12 protein-coding genes are annotated in these 15,300 nt (G+C 73.2%); all 12 read left to right on the top strand.

Annotated elements, in window-relative coordinates:
• The first annotated feature begins 21 nt into the window (after positions 1-21).
• Entirely contained in the window at positions 22-1,845 is a 1,824-nt protein-coding gene (gene aspS / locus IEZ31_RS29160) for an aspartate--tRNA ligase (protein WP_190253196.1), read from the top strand.
• Between the two features lie 43 nt (positions 1,846-1,888).
• Entirely contained in the window at positions 1,889-3,307 is a 1,419-nt protein-coding gene (locus IEZ31_RS29155; RefSeq protein WP_373294707.1) for a replication-associated recombination protein A, read from the top strand.
• A gap of 842 nt (positions 3,308-4,149) precedes the next feature.
• Positions 4,150-5,847, top strand: coding sequence for a hypothetical protein (locus IEZ31_RS58925; RefSeq protein ID WP_190253195.1), 1,698 nt, complete (start codon positions 4,150-4,152; stop codon positions 5,845-5,847).
• Between the two features lie 156 nt (positions 5,848-6,003).
• Positions 6,004-6,450 (top strand): DUF948 domain-containing protein, encoded by a 447-nt coding sequence (locus IEZ31_RS29145; RefSeq protein ID WP_190253227.1) that lies wholly within the window; start codon positions 6,004-6,006, stop codon positions 6,448-6,450.
• Positions 6,451-6,504: 54 nt separating this feature from the next.
• Positions 6,505-6,771, top strand: a complete 267-nt coding sequence (locus IEZ31_RS29140; RefSeq protein WP_190253194.1) for a hypothetical protein — start codon at positions 6,505-6,507, stop codon at positions 6,769-6,771.
• A complete protein-coding gene (alaS, locus tag IEZ31_RS29135; protein ID WP_190253193.1) occupies positions 6,768-9,428 on the top strand; it encodes an alanine--tRNA ligase in 2,661 nt (886 codons plus the stop codon). The genes IEZ31_RS29140 and alaS overlap by 4 nt, the downstream gene beginning before the upstream one ends.
• Positions 9,429-10,072: 644 nt before the next feature.
• Positions 10,073-10,540: a Holliday junction resolvase RuvX gene (gene ruvX, locus IEZ31_RS29130; protein ID WP_190253192.1), complete on the top strand. Its 468-nt coding sequence runs from the start codon at positions 10,073-10,075 to the stop codon at positions 10,538-10,540.
• Positions 10,541-10,562: 22 nt separating this feature from the next.
• On the top strand, positions 10,563-11,747 hold the full coding sequence (mltG, locus tag IEZ31_RS29125; RefSeq protein WP_190253191.1) for an endolytic transglycosylase MltG: 1,185 nt from the start codon (positions 10,563-10,565) through the stop codon (positions 11,745-11,747).
• Positions 11,737-12,546, top strand: coding sequence for a shikimate dehydrogenase (locus IEZ31_RS29120; protein ID WP_190253190.1), 810 nt, complete (start codon positions 11,737-11,739; stop codon positions 12,544-12,546). Before mltG ends, IEZ31_RS29120 begins: the two co-directional genes overlap by 11 nt.
• Positions 12,547-12,569: 23 nt before the next feature.
• The gene (gene aroC, locus IEZ31_RS29115) at positions 12,570-13,748 is read left to right on the top strand and encodes a chorismate synthase (RefSeq protein ID WP_190253189.1); all 1,179 of its coding nucleotides are present in this window, start codon (positions 12,570-12,572) and stop codon (positions 13,746-13,748) included.
• A complete protein-coding gene (locus tag IEZ31_RS29110; RefSeq protein WP_190253188.1) occupies positions 13,745-14,242 on the top strand; it encodes a shikimate kinase in 498 nt (165 codons plus the stop codon). The genes aroC and IEZ31_RS29110 overlap by 4 nt, the downstream gene beginning before the upstream one ends.
• A complete protein-coding gene (gene aroB, locus IEZ31_RS29105; protein ID WP_190253187.1) occupies positions 14,239-15,300 on the top strand; it encodes a 3-dehydroquinate synthase in 1,062 nt (353 codons plus the stop codon). Before IEZ31_RS29110 ends, aroB begins: the two co-directional genes overlap by 4 nt.

Raw genomic sequence — 15,300 nt, 5'->3', positions numbered from 1 at the left:
TAGTTCGCCGAAGGAGACCCTGTGATCCGATCCCATGAGTCCGGCACCCTGCGGGGGACCGACGCCGGCACGACCGTGACGCTGGCCGGGTGGGTGGCCCGCCGCCGCGACCACGGCGGCGTGATCTTCGTGGATCTCCGGGACGCCTCCGGCGTGGTGCAGGTCGTGTTCCGCGAGGAGATGGCGGCCGCCCACGCCCTGCGCAACGAGTACTGCGTGCTCGTCACCGGCGAGGTGCGGGCCCGGCCGGCCGGCAACGAGAACCCCGACCTGCCCACCGGCGACGTCGAGGTGGTCGCGACCGCGCTGGAGGTCCTCTCCGAGGCCGCGCCGCTGCCGCTGCCCGTCGACGACAACGAGGCGGCCAGCGACGACGTCCGCTATCGGTACCGCTATCTCGACCTGCGCCGCTCCGGCCCGCACAAGGCCATGAAGCTGCGCTCCCGGGCCAACCAGATCGCCCGCAACCTGCTCGCCGACCGGGACTTCGTCGAGGTGGAGACCCCGACGCTGACCCGCTCCACGCCCGAGGGCGCGCGCGACTTCCTGGTGCCGGTGCGCCTGCAGCCCGGCACCTGGTATGCGCTGCCCCAGTCGCCGCAGCTGTTCAAGCAGCTGCTCATGGTCGGCGGCCTGGAGCGGTATTACCAGATCGCCCGCTGCTACCGCGACGAGGGCTTCCGGGCCGACCGCCAGCCGGAGTTCACCCAGCTGGACATCGAGATGTCGTTCGTCACCCAGGACGACATCGTCGAGCTCGGCGAGGCGATCGTGCGGGCGCTGTGGTCCGACCTGGCCGGGCACGAGGTCGCCGGCGAGATCCCGAAGCTGACCTGGCACGACGCGATGGCGCGGTACGGCTCGGACAAGCCCGACCTGCGGTACTCGGTGGAGCTCACCGAGCTCACGGAGTACCTGCGCGGCACCGAGTTCCGGGTGTTCGCCGGCGCCATCGACGCGGGTGGCTACGTGGGCGCGGTCGTGATGCCCGGCGGCGCCGCCCAGACCCGCAAGGAGCTCGACGGCTGGCAGGACTGGGCGAAGGCGCGCGGCGCGAAGGGCCTGGCCTACGTCGTGCTCGACGCCGACACCGGCGAGCCCCGCGGCCCGGTCGCCAAGAACCTCTCCGAGGCCCACCTGGCCGGCCTGGCCGACGCCGTCGGCGCCAAGCCCGGCGACGCGGTCTTCTTCGCCGCCGCGGCCGAGCGGCGCGAGGCCCAGGAGCTGCTGGGCGCGGCGCGCATCGAGATCGCCAAGCGGGCCAAGCTCGTGGACGAGAGCGCCTGGGCGTTCTGCTGGGTGGTCGACGCGCCGATGTTCGAGCCCACCGACCCCGACGCCGGCGGCACCGGCGGCGGCGCCAAGGGCTGGACGGCCGTGCACCACCCGTTCACCTCGCCCAACCACGACTGGATCGAGCGGTTCGAGGAGTCGCCGGGCGAGGCCCTCGCCTACGCCTACGACATCGTCTGCAACGGCAACGAGATCGGCGGCGGCTCGGTCCGTATCCACCGGGCCGACGTGCAGAAGCGGGTCTTCGAGGTGCTCGGCATCAGCGCCGACGACGCCGCCGACAAGTTCGGCTTCCTGCTGGAGGCGTTCAAGTACGGGCCGCCCCCACACGCCGGCATCGCCTTCGGCTGGGACCGCATCTGCATGCTGCTGGCCGGCGCCGACTCGATCCGCGAGGTCATCGCCTTCCCGAAGACGGGCGGCGGCTACGACCCGCTGACGGGCGCGCCCACGCCGATCACCCCGGAGCAGCGGGCCGAGGCCGGCGTCGATGCCAAGCCGAAGGCTCCTGTTCCGCACACCGTCACCGTCCCGGTCGAGCGTTCGAACTGAGCGGTTACCCGCCGGTCGGCCCCCGACTGTAGGGTCGGGGGCCGTGGACGGGTTGTTCGAGGTGCAGTCGTCGGTGGGCAGCGGTGATCCCGCGGTCACCGGCGGTTTCGACACGGTCGCGCATGACGCGCCGCTCGCGGTGCGCATGCGCCCGGCGACCCTCGACGAGCTGGTCGGGCAGGAGCACCTGCTGGCGCCGGGCGCGCCGCTGCGCCAGCTGGTCGGTGGGGCGTCGCCGATGTCGGTGATCCTCTGGGGCCCGCCCGGCTCCGGCAAGACCACGATCGCGCACCTGGTGGCCGGCGCCACCGACCGGCGCTTCGTCGCCCTGTCGGCCCTGTCGGCCGGCGTGAAGGACGTGCGCGGCGTCATCGACACGGCCCGCAAGGAGCGCCGCCGCGGCGGCCCGCCCACCGTGCTGTTCATCGACGAGGTGCACCGCTTCAGCAAGACCCAGCAGGACTCGCTGCTCGCCGCCGTCGAGGACCGCACGGTGACGCTGCTCGCGGCGACCACCGAGAACCCGTACTTCTCCGTCATCTCGCCGCTGCTGTCCCGCTGCGTGCTGCTGACCCTGCAACCCCTGACCGAGGAGGCCGTCCGCGCGCTCCTGCGCCGGGCGGTCACCGATCCGCGCGGGCTGGACGGCGCCGTGACGCTCGCTCAGGCGGCGGAGGATCATCTGGTACGGCTGGCGGGTGGCGACGTCCGGAAGGCGCTCACGGCGCTCGAGGCGGCGGCGGGGGCCGCGCTCGCGCAGGACATGCCGGAGGTCGACCTCGCCACCGCCGAGAAGGCGGTCGACGTCGCCGCGCTGCGCTACGACCGGGCCGGCGACGAGCACTACGACGTGGTGAGCGCGTTCATCAAGAGCATCCGCGGCTCCGACGTCGACGCCGCCCTGCACTACCTGGCCCGCATGATCAGCGCCGGCGAGGACGCGCGCTTCATCGCGCGCCGGATGGTGATCTCGGCCAGCGAGGACATCGGCATGGCCGACCCGACGGCGCTGCCGGTCGCGACGGCCGCGGCGCACGCGGTGGAGTACGTCGGACTGCCCGAGGTCCAGATCGTCCTGGCCCAGGCGGTGATCCACCTGGCCCTGGCCCCGAAGTCCAACGCGGTCGTCGCCGCGATCGGGTCCGCCATGGCGGACGTGCGGTCGGGCCACGGCGGTGCAGTTCCCGCGCATTTGCGCGATTCGCATTACAAGGGGGCGGCCCGGGTCGGGCACGGCCAAGGGTACAAATATCCCCACGACGACCCCAGAGGCGTTGTGACGCAACAGTACGCGCCGGAGGGGCTCGGCGACCGGGAGTACTACCGCCCCACGGGCCATGGCGCAGAGCGCGCGGTGGCGGAACGATTGCCGAAACTGCGGCGTATCGTGCGGGGGACCGGAGCGGCCACCGACACGGCCGCCGCCCCGGACACGACCGGCACGGAGGAGCGGCACCGGTGACATCGGGTCGAGATGAGGCCAAGAAGCGGCGCGGCCGCGGCAAGGCCGAAGAAGGCCCGAGCGACGAGGACCTGGGCTGGCTCGCCGAGCTGCGCAGCGCCCGCGGCGACGACGCCCCGGACCTCGGCTACGGCGGGCCGCCACCGATCCAGCGCGACGTCCTCGACCAGGTGACCCCCCCGGCGCCGGCGCCGCAGCCCCGCGCCCCGGAGCCGACGCAGACGTGGCGGGCTCCCGCGGCGCCGGATGCTCCGCCGGCCCGGCGCGCTCCCGCGGCGCCCGAGCCGACGCAGGCGTGGCGTGCTCCCGCCGATCCTCCGCAGGGTCGCCGCGCTCCGGCGCCTCCTGCGGCGCCGGATGCTCCGCCGGCCCGGCGGGCTCCCGCGGCGCCGGACGCTGGGCAGGCCCGACGTGGGCCGGCGGCGCCCGAGCCGACGCAGGCCTGGCGGGCTCCCGCGGCTCCCGCGGCGCCGGATGCTGCCCAGGCCCGGCGTGCTTCCGCGGCGCCCTCGGGTCCTGCCGCACCTGCGGCATCCGAGCCGATCCGGGGCCGGCGCGGTGCCGCCCCGGACGCGGGGGAGCCGGCGACGGGCTGGCGCGGCTCGGCGGCCGAGCCTCCTGCCGGCCGGTCCGCGGGCCGCGCGGGCGTCCCGGATGCTCCGACCGGCCGTGCCGCCGCTCCGACCGGCCGCCCTGGATTACCGGACGCGCCGGCCGGGCGTGCCGCTGCTCCGACCGGCCGTACAGGGGCACCGGACGCCGTTCCGGGCCGCCCGGCCGTGCGTGCCGCTGCTCCGACCGGCCGTACAGGGGCACCGGACGCCGTTCCGGGCCGCCCGGCCGTGCCCGACCAGCGGCCGCCCTCCATCGAACCCCCGGCCGCCCCGCACCGCCCGGCCCGCCACGACGCACTTCCGGTGTGGCCGTCCGGCCAGGAGGAGTCCCCGTCCGGCCGCCGCCGCGCCGATGACGCGTTCGAGTCCCCGTCCGGCGGCCGCCGCCGCGCCGACGAGTCCTTCGAGTCGCCTTCGGGCCGCCGTCGCGCGGAGGAGGCCTTCGAGTCGCCGTCCGGTCGCCGGCACGCGGCGCCTGACGACGCGTTCGAGTCGCCGTCCGGCCGTCGCCATGCGGCCCCGGAGGAGTCTCCGTCGGGCCGCCGCCGCGCCCTTCCCGACGACGAGTCCCCGTCCGGCCGCCGCCGTGCCCTTCCCGACGACGAGTCTCCGTCGGGCCGCCGTCGCGCGCTGCCCGACGAGGAGTCTCCGTCGGGGCGGCGGCGCGCCAACCCGGATGACGAGTCTCCGTCGGGTCGCCGTCGTGCGCTGCCGGACGAGGAGTCCCCGTCGGGTCGCCGTCGGGCCGCCGAGCCCTGGCGCCAGGAGCCGCCCTCCGGCCGCCCCGGCGGCGACGGCACCGGCCGCCCCGGCGGTCCGGGCGGCGGCCGCGCGACCGGCCCCGATGGCCTCCGCTCCGGCGCACCCAGCGCACCCGGCCCGCAGCGCAGCCCGCAGCCCGACCAGCATCAGGGCCCGCAGGCCGGCCCACGTTCGGCGTCCGGCGCCCAAGGCGGCCCGCCCGGAGGCCGCGGCGCCCCTGGCCGCGCCACCGTGCCCGGACGCTCCGGTCCGGGCGGCCGCCACCCGGGCGGCCCCGGTGGCCCAGCCGGTCCCGGTGGACCCGGTGGCCCAGCCGGTCCCGGCGGTCCTGGCGGTCCTGGCGGTCCTGGTAGGCCCGGCGGCCCCGGTGGCCCTGGCGGGCACCCGGGCGAGGCGCCGCCGAAACCGTTCGTCGACCTCGCCCGCTTCGACCCGAACCCGGTCACCTACCGGGGCACGGCAAAGACCCCGGGCGCGTTCGACTGGGAGTCAACGACGCAGATCGCGCCGTTCGGCCTGCTGCAGCGCGCCCAGGCCAAGCGGGTGCGGCAGCTGCGGATGGCCACGATCATCTTCATGGTGCTTGCGGTGGTCAGCGCCCCGGCCGCATTCTTCATCATCCGCGAGTTCACCCGCGACCCCGTGTTCGTCGAGCTCGACCAGCTGAACCTGCCGGAGTGGGCGGCCCGCAACCCCACCGACGGCGCGCTCGGCAGCCGCTGGTGCATTGGTGAATGCCGATCCCGCCAGCGTACCTGGGAGTCCGCCCGCGGTCCGGAGGAGACCAACCGGGCCTTCGTCGGCAAGCTCCGCGACGCGGGCTGGGTCGAGTGGGACATCCCCGACTGCCAGCCGGAGGGCGTGGACGGCATCGAGACCTGCTGGCAGCGCGACGAGTACGTGCTGGACCTGTGGGTGCGGGCCGCCGTCTGCGACGTCAAGGGCACCCGGCCGACGGTGAACGCGTCGCCGCCCCCCGCCAGCGGCAAGCCCACCGGCAAGGCGCCGGTCAGCCAGCCCGCGAGCCAGCCGGCCGAGCCGCAGCCGAGCGAGATCGAGTCGCCGGCGCCCGGTCCGACGGCCATCTGCCCCCTCGCCGTGACCACGATCAAGGTCTTCAACCGGATCAGTTACGACCCCGGCGGTACCCGCGGCGGCGAGTGACGCCAGAATTGACGCCGGATTCTTGTCGTACCCCCGGCCTACGGTCTCTCCCAAGACCAGCGACACGGCCGGTCGAAAGGCGGCGATGCGTCACGGAGGGTAGATTTCCTCCGTCGGAGACGCGCGTCCAGTGAGCAAAGGAGGAACGGCGTGACCGTGACCTGGGGCGGTTTGGCGGCGCTGATCGCAGCGCTGGCGTTTCTCGTGCTCGTGTGCGTCCTCGCGGTGCCGATCCTGCGGCTCCGCCACACCATCGACGCCGCCACCGGTGCGCTGCGTGACGCCGCGGACCAGACCACGCCCATGCTGGAGCGGGTCAACATGACGATCGACAACGTCAACGTGGCGCTGCAGCAGACCCACACCACGCTGGACGGCGTCAACATGCAGCTCGCGAGGATCGACACGATCACCGAAAACGTCTCGCACATCAGCTCCAACGTTGCGAACCTGTCCACTGTGGTCAGCGCCGCCGCGGCCAATCCGCTGGTGAAGGTCGCCGCCTTCGGCTACGGCGTGCGCAAGGCCGCCGCCAACCGCCGGCGCGAGGCGGACGAGGCCGAGGTCCGCGAGCAGATCAAGCAGCGCCGCCGGCGCGGCTGAGCCAGACGCGGGCGTCCGCCCGCACTACATTCGAAGCGATAGAGAGGTTGAGCCATGCGGCGTTTGCTGTGGCTCGGGATCGGACTCGCCGTCGGGGCGTTGGTGGTCCGCGCGATCACCAAGAAGGCGCAGGCCTTCACCCCGCAGGGCATCGCCGCGTCGGCGCGCGACTCGGCCGCCGGCATCGCCGGCTCGGTGCGCGACTTCGTCGCCGACGTGCGTGACGGCATGGCCGAGCGTGAGGCCGAGATCCAAGCCGCGTTCGCCGACGGCTCGACCCTGGACGATGACCTTTACCCGGAAGGCCCGCAGCACCGATGAGAACCGCGGAGATCAAGCGCCGTTTCCTGGCCCATTTCGAGGCGAACGGGCACGCCGTGGTGCCGTCGGCGCCGCTGCCGGCCGTCGACGACCCCAACCTGCTGTTCGTCAACGCCGGCATGGTGCAGTTCGTGCCGTTCTTCCTCGGCCAGCGCACCCCGCCCTACCAGCGGGCGACGTCGGTGCAGAAGTGCATCCGCACGCCGGACATCGACGAGGTCGGCAAGACCAGCCGCCACGGCACGTTCTTCCAGATGAACGGCAACTTCAGCTTCGGTGACTACTTCAAGGAAGGCGCGATCAAGCTCGCCTGGGAGCTGTCGACCAACCCGGTCGACAAGGGCGGCTTCGGTCTCGACCCCGACCGGATCTGGGCCACCGTCTACCTCGACGACGACGAGGCCATCGACATCTGGAAGCGCACCGGCCTGCCCACCGAGCGGATCGTGCGCCGCGGCAAGAAGGACAACTTCTGGTCGATGGGTATCCCGGGCCCGGCCGGCCCCTGCTCCGAGCTCTACTACGACCGCGGCTCCGCCTACGGCCAGGAGGGCGGCCCGGAGGTCGACGAGGACCGCTACCTGGAGTATTGGAACCTCGTCTTCATGCAGCACGAGATCACCAACGTGCGCTCGAAGGAGACGTTCGACATCGTCGGCGACCTGCCGAACAAGAACATCGACACCGGCATGGGCCTGGAGCGGATCGCGTCGATGCTGCAGGGCGTCGACAACCTCTACGAGATCGACGAGGTCAACCCGATCCTCAGCAAGGCCGCCGAGATGACCGGCAAGCGCTACGGGCAGGCCGTGTCGCACGTGGCCGCCGAGTCGCACCCCGACGACGTGCGCCTGCGGGTGATCGCCGACCACGTCCGCACCGCGCTGATGGTGATCTCCGACGGCGTGATCCCGTCGAACGAGGGCCGTGGCTACGTGCTGCGCCGCATCCTGCGCCGCGCGATCCGGTCGATGCGGCTGCTCGGCTGGCAGGAGGGCCCGGCGCTGCCGCTGCTGCTGCCGATCGCCCGCGACTGCATGTCGCCGTCGTATCCGGAGGTGGCGGCCGAGTACGACCGCATCTCGTCGTATGCGTACGGCGAGGAGGAGCGGTTCCTGCAGACGCTGCACGCGGGCACGACCATTCTCGACCTGGCGGTGACCGAGACGAAGGCCAAGGGCGACAAGACCCTGGCCGGCGACAAGGCGTTCCAGCTGCACGACACCTACGGCTTCCCGATCGACCTCACGCTGGAGATCGCCGCCGAGCAGGGCCTGCAGGTCGACGAGGACGGCTTCCGCCGGCTCATGGCCGAGCAGCGGGCCAACGCCAAGGCCGACGCCCAGGCCCGCAAGACCGGGCACGCCGACCTGTCGGTCTATCGCCAGGCGCTCGACGAGGGCGGCCCGGTCGAGTTCACCGGCTATCGCGAGGTCGCCCGCGAGACGCGGATCCGCTCGCTGCTCGGGGCGAAGGTCGCGGGGGAGGGCGAGGAGGTCTCGCTGGTCCTCGACGCGACCCCGTTCTACGCGGAGAGCGGTGGCCAGCTGGCCGACCTCGGCGTCATCACGGTCGGCAGCGGCCGGGTCGAGGTGCTCGACGTCCAGTCGCCGGTCCCCGGCCTCGTCGTGCACCGCGCGCGGGTCCTGGCCGGCGAGGTCCGGCCCGGCGAGGCCGCGTTCGCCGAGATCGACGTCAACCGGCGCCGCGCCGTCTCCCGCGCGCACACCGCGACGCACCTGATCCACCAGACGATGCGCAACTTCCTCGGCGAGTCGGCGACCCAGGCCGGTTCGCTCAACGCGCCGGGCCGGCTGCGGTTCGACTTCAACACGCCGGGCGCCGTGCCGCAGAGCGTGCTGACCGACGTCGAGCAGCAGGTCAACGAGGTGCTGCTGCGTGACCTGCTGGTCCACGCCTTCATCACCACGCAGGAGGAGGCGCGCAAGATCGGTGCGATGGCGCTCTTCGGCGAGAAGTATGGCGACGAGGTCCGCGTCGTCGAGGTCGGCGACTACGCCCGCGAGCTGTGCGGCGGCACTCACGTCGAGCGCTCCAGCCAGCTCGGCCTGGTGAAGATCCTGTCCGAGTCGTCGGTCGGCTCCGGCGTCCGCCGGGTCGAGGCGCTCGTCGGCATCGACGCGTTCAGCCACCTGGCCCGCGAGCACGTCCTCGTGTCCCGCCTCGCCGAGCTCTTCCGCGTCCCCGGCGACCAGGTCGCCGACCGCGTCGAGCAGACCGTCGCGCAGCTGCGCGACGCCGAGCGTGAGCTGGAGAAGCTGCGCACCCAGCTCGTCCTGGCCGGCGCCGCCGGCCTGGCCGACTCGGCCCGCGACATCGGCGGCGTGGCGTTCGTGGGCACCGAGGCCCCCGAGGGCACCTCCGCCAACGAGGTCCGCACGCTCGTCCAGGAGATCCGCGGCCGCTTCCCGGCCGACCGCCCCGCGGTGGTCGCCGTGACGTCCCGCGCGGGCGGCAAGGCCTCCCTGGTCGTCGGCCTCAACGCCGCGGCCAAGTCCCGCGGCCTCAACGCCGGCACGCTGGTCAAGGCGGCCCTCTCCGGCCGCGGCGGCGGCAACGCCGACCTGGCCCAGGGCGGCGGCGTCCCGGCCGCGGACGCCCCGACCCTCCTCACGGCCGTGGAGCGCGCCCTGTAGCAAACCCGGCGCGCGCCCGAACCACCGTTGCCCTGCCCGTCCCCGACGGGCAGGGCGCCGCTGTCTCCGGCCCGGGCCGCAGGGGCAGGGCGCCGCTGTCTCCGAGCCCGGCCGCAGGGCGCAGCGCGGCGCCGTCTCCGAGCCGGGCCGCAGAGGCAGGGTCTCCGGCCGTGCGGGTGCCTGGAGCGGTGGACCGGGGCGAGGCCACGAGGGCGTGGGTCGTGTCCGGGCGCGGGAGACGCTCGGGTCGGAGCTTTCCGGGCGTGGGAGCAGCGCCCATGATCGATGGAGACTTCTGGTTGCCATGACAGCCAGCGGCCTCCATTGATCATGAGGCCGCGTCCGGGGCGGTCTCCAGGGAGGCTCCTGGTTGCCGGGGCAGCCAGCTGGTTCCCTTGATCATGGAGTGGCCGCAAGGGTGGCGCGACGGAGTGGGGCACCTGTGCGCATGTCCGAAATGTCGCCCAACGGGTGAGGCGTGCGGTGCTGGTGGGAGCTGAGTGACGCAGGGTGAACGCCGTGGGTGAACGATGTCGATGGGAACGGGCATATTGCCCCGAACGCGGTCGTAACAGCGACGGCAAGGGCTAGATCAACGACTCCGGGGCGGTTCGGGGGAGGCGAGGAGGGTTAGGGTGCCTAGCGTGACAGGCGAGTGGGTCCGCGGCAGGCGGATCGGTGTCGATGTCGGCAGTGTCCGCGTGGGGATCGCCGTCTGCGACCCCGACGGGATTCTCGCCAGCCCCGTCGCCACGCTCGCGCGCGACCAGCGCGCCGACGACGGCGACCCTTCCGACATGTCGCAAATCATGGCCTACGTCGCCGAGTACGAGGCGATCGAGATCGTCGTCGGGCTCCCCATCAACCTGGCCGGGAAGGAAGGGCCCGCGGCCGGGCTTATCAGGCAGTACGCGGATCGGCTCGGGCGAATGGCCGCGCCCGTGCCTGTCGTGCTCACTGACGAGAGGATGTCCACGGCGGCGGCAGCACGTAGGCTGTCCGAGCGTGGCGTCCGAGGACGGCGCCAGCGGGCGGTCGTCGATCAAGTGGCCGCCGTGGAGATCCTGCAAGGGTGGCTCGACGCGCGACGGGCCGGACCAGTTCGCGGCTGAGCAGCCAGGAGGCAGTGTGCAGATGAACGAGCTGGATCTGGCGTGGGACGAAGAGGAGCGGCCGCGGCACCGGCGCCGCGCTTCTTCTGCGCCCCCCAGGAAAAAGAAGAAGGGGCGCGGCGGAAGGACCTTCCTCGCCTTCTTCATCAGCCTGCTGGTCATCGGCGGTCTCGCGTTCGGGGCCTACGCGGGCATCGACCGCGTCAAGGACCTGTTCGCCGCCCCCGACTACAACGGCGGCGGCACCGGTGAGGTGACGGTCGAGGTCAAGAGCGGCCAGACGTCGCTGGAGATCGCCCAGACGCTGCTCGAGGCCGGCGTCGTCAAGAGCACCAAGGCCTTCGTCGAGGCGGCGAAGAAGAACGAGGAGCGCAGCAAGAAGATCCAGCCCGGCTTCTACAAGCTGCGCAAGCAGATGCGCGCCGAGGACGCCCTGACGACGCTCGCCGATCCCAAGAACAAAGTGGTCGACCGGGTGACGATCCAGGAAGGCCTGACGATGAAGGCCACCTTCGAGCTGCTGGCGAAGGAGACCGGCATCAAGGTCGAGGAGTTCAACGCCGCGGCCAAGGACCCGATCGCGCTCGGCGTGCCCGACTTCTGGTTCAACCGCACCGACGGCAAGACGGCCAACAAGACGGTCGAGGGCTTCCTGTTCCCCGACACGTACGAGTTCGGGCCGGGGGAGACCGCGACCACGATCCTCAAGAAGATGGTCGCCCATTTCCTGTCGGTGGTGCAGGAGCTCGACCTCGTCAACATCGCCCAGGGCAAGGAGCTCATGCCGTTCTCGGCGCTGATCAACGCCTCGCTGGTGCAGGGTGAGGCCGGCACGATCGCCGACATGCCCAAGGTCGCGCGGGTCATCTACAACCGGCTCAACAAGAAGCCGCCGATGAACCTCGAGTTCGACTCGACCACCAACTACTGGCGCGAGCTGCAGGGCCAGCCCCGCAAGCACAACCTCACGACCGCCGAGCTCACCGACCCCAACAACCCGTACCGCACGTACGGGCAGGCCGGCCTCCCGCCCGGCCCGATCTGCAGCCCGGGCAAGGACGCGCTCAGCGCGGCGCTCAACCCGACGCCGGGCGAGAAGTGGCTGTACTTCGTGCTGATCGACAAGGACAAGAACTCGGCGTTCACCGACGACTACCAGCAGCACCTGCGCAACATCGAGACGGCGAAGAAGAACGGTGCCTACTGAGCAACGAGCGGCCGTGCTCGGCAAGCCGGTGAGCCACTCCCGCTCACCGGTCCTGCACAACGCGGGCTACCGGGCCGCCGGTCTGACGCACTGGCGGTACACCTCCTTCGAATGCGGCGAAGAGGACCTCAAGGGGCTGGTCGAGGGCCTGGGCCAGGAGTGGGCCGGGCTCTCGCTGACCATGCCGCTCAAGGAGGAGGCGCTGCGCGTCGCCGCGCTCGTCGACCCGTTCGCGCAGGCGATCGGCGCGGCCAACACGCTGGTCCGCCGGGCCTACGGCTGGCACGCGTACAACACCGACGCCCCGGGCATGGTCCGCGCCCTGCTGGAGGCGGGCGTGTCCCGCACCCGGCGGCTCGCCCTGCTCGGCGGCGGTGGCACCGCGCGGGCGGCGATCGCGGCCGCGGCCAGCCTCGGCGCCGACGTCACGGTCTACACCCGCCGGCCGGAGGCGGCCGAGGAGCTCAGGCCGGTGGCGGAGGCGCTGAACGTCGACCTGGCCGGCGAGCCGTGGGACCGGGCGCACGAGGCGGCCACGGCGCCGGTGGTGATCTCGACGGTACCGAAGGGGGCCGCCGACCACCTCGCCACCGCCGACTGGTCGGGCCGTCCCGTGGTGTTCGACGCGGTCTACGACCCGTGGCCGACGCCGCTGGCCGCCGCCGCGCAGGCGGCCGGGTGCGCGATCGTCTCCGGGCTCGACCTGCTGCTGTGGCAGGCCGTCGACCAGTTCGAGTTGTTCACCGGCGTGGCCGCGCCAGTGGGTGAGATGCGCGCGGCCCTCTACGCCGCCGGATGACGGCGGCGTGACAGACTTGCCACGTGTTGCGCTGGTTGACCGCTGGTGAATCCCATGGCCCGGCGCTCGTGGCCATCCTGGAGGGCGTCCCCGCCGGGATCGAGCTGACGAGCGCGTCCGTGGCGGCAGAGTTGGCCCGTCGGCGCCTCGGCTACGGCCGCGGCGCGCGGATGAGCTTCGAGCAGGACGTCGTCGAGTTCGTCGGCGGCCTCCGGCACGGGCTCACGCTCGGCAGCCCGGTCGCCATCCGCGTCGGCAACAGCGAGTGGCCGAAGTGGGAGACGGTCATGGCGGCCGACCCGGTCGACCCCGACGTGCTCGCCGCCCAGGCCCGCAACGCGCCGCTGACCCGGCCCCGGCCGGGGCACGCCGATCTTGCCGGCATGCAGAAGTACGGGCACACCGACGCCCGCCCGATCCTGGAGCGGGCCAGCGCGCGGGAGACCGCGGCGCGGGTCGCGGTCGGCACCGTCGCCAAGGCGCTGCTGCGCCAGGCCCTCGGCGTGGAGATCGTGTCGCACGTGATCGAGCTCGGCTCGGTCGCCGCGAAGCCCGGCCTGGTGCCGCGGCCCGAGGACTTCGAGCGCATCGACGCCGACCCGCTGCGCTGCCTCGACCCGGAGGCGAGCGCGCGGATGGTCGAGGAGGTCGACGCCGCCAAGAAGGACGCCGACACGCTCGGCGGCATCGTGGAGGTGCTGGCCTACGGCGTGCCGCCGGGCCTCGGCAGCCACGTGCAGTGGGACCGCAAGCTCGACGCCCGCCTGGCCACCGCGCTCATGTCGATCCAGGCGATCAAGGGCGTCGAGATCGGTGACGCGTTCACCCAGGCGCGCTCCCGCGGCTCGGTCGCGCACGACGAGATCATCAACACGCCCGACGGGGTCCGCCGGATCACCGACCGGGCCGGCGGCCTGGAGGGCGGCATCACGACCGGCGAGCCGCTGCGCGTGCGGGCCGCGATGAAGCCGATCTCGTCGCTCAACCGGGCGCTGCAGACCGTCGACGTCACGACCGGCGAGCCGGCGACCGCGATCAACCAGCGGTCGGACGTGTGCGCGGTCCCGGCGGCCGCCGTCGTGGCCGAGGCCATGGTGGCGCTGGTGCTGGCCGAGGCCGCCCTCGAGAAGTTCGGCGGCGACTCGGTCCCGGAGATCCGCCGCAACGTCGCCGGCTACCTCGAGCACCTGGTGATCCGGTGAGCCCCCGCGCCGTGCTCGTCGGCCCGCCGGGGGCCGGCAAGACGACCGTCGGCGGGCTGCTCGCCGAGGCGCTCGGCGTCGAGTTCCGCGACGTCGACACCGACATCGAGACGATCGCCGGCAAGCCGATCCCGGAGATCTTCTTCGACGAGGGCGAGGACCACTTCCGGAAGCTGGAGCGCGAGGCCGTCGCCACCGCGCTGTCCACGTTCGGCGGCGTGCTCGCCCTCGGCGGCGGCGCGATCCTGGCCGAGCAGACCCGGGCCGCCCTCGCCGGGCACACCGTGGTGTACCTGTCGGTCGGGCTCTCCGACGCCGTCTCGCGGGTCGGGCTGGGCGCCGGCCGGCCGCTGCTCGCGATGAACCCGCGGGCCACCCTGAAGTACCTGCTCGACCAGCGCCGCCCGCTCTACGAGGAGGTGGCGACCGTGACGGTGGAGACCGACGGCCGCGAGCCGGAGGACATCGCCGCCGAGCTGGCGGGGCGGCTGTGACGATCGTCGACGTCAAGGACTACGCGGTCGAGATCGGCCGCGGCCTCGCCGACCGGGTGCCGGTGCTCGTCAAGGGCGCCAACCAGGTCGCCGTGCTCTACGCCGGCCCCGTCGAGGGCCACGCGACCGCCGTGCTGGACGCGCTGCGCGCGGCCGGGTTCGGCGTGCTGCCGATCGAGCTGCCCGACGCCGAGGCCGGCAAGGACATCACGGTCGCCGCCCGCTGCTGGGACGAGCTCGGCGCCGCCGCGTTCACCCGCTCCGACGCGGTCGTCGGCGTCGGCGGCGGGGCGGTCACCGACCTCGCCGGCTTCGTCGCCGCCTGCTGGCTGCGCGGCGTGCGCCTGGTGCAGGTCCCGACCAGCCTGCTCGGCATGGTCGACGCGGCCGTCGGCGGCAAGACCGGCGTCAACACCGCCGCCGGCAAGAACCTCGTCGGCGCCTTCTACCCGCCGGTCGGCGTGGTCTGCGACCTGGCGACCCTCGACACGCTGCCCGGGGACGACCTGCGCGCCGGGATGGCCGAGGTGGTCAAGTGCGGGTTCATCGCCGACCCCGGCATCCTCGACCTCGTCGAGGCCGACCCGGCCGCGGCGCTCGACCCGCGCGGGACGGTGCTGCCGGAGCTCGTCGAGCGGGCGGTGGCGGTGAAGGCGCGCGTGGTCTCGGCCGACCTGCGCGAGGCGGGCCTGCGCGAGATCCTCAACTACGGGCACACCCTCGGCCATGCCATCGAGCGCCACGAGGGGTACCGCTGGAAGCACGGCCACGCGATCAGCGTCGGCCTGGTCTATGCCGCGGCCCTGGGGCGGCTCACGGGGCGGCTCTCGCCGGAGGTCGCCGCGCGGCACCGGGCGATCCTGGAGCTGCTCGGGCTGCCGGTGACCTACCCGGCGGCGGCGTGGCCGCAGCTGCACGCGGCGATGCGGGTCGACAAGAAGGCCCGCGGCGCGATGCTCCGGTTCGTCGTCCTCGACGGGCTCGGCGTGCCCGGCACCCTGGAGGGCCCGTCCGACGAGCTGCTCGTGGCGGCGTATCAGGACGTCGTCACGACGTGA

Source organism: Dactylosporangium sucinum (assembly GCF_014647515.1).
In the GTDB taxonomy this organism is placed as follows: domain Bacteria; phylum Actinomycetota; class Actinomycetes; order Mycobacteriales; family Micromonosporaceae; genus Dactylosporangium; species Dactylosporangium sucinum.
The sequence above is the reverse complement of the archived record's forward strand: the minus strand, read 5'-3'. Positions and strand labels throughout refer to the sequence as shown.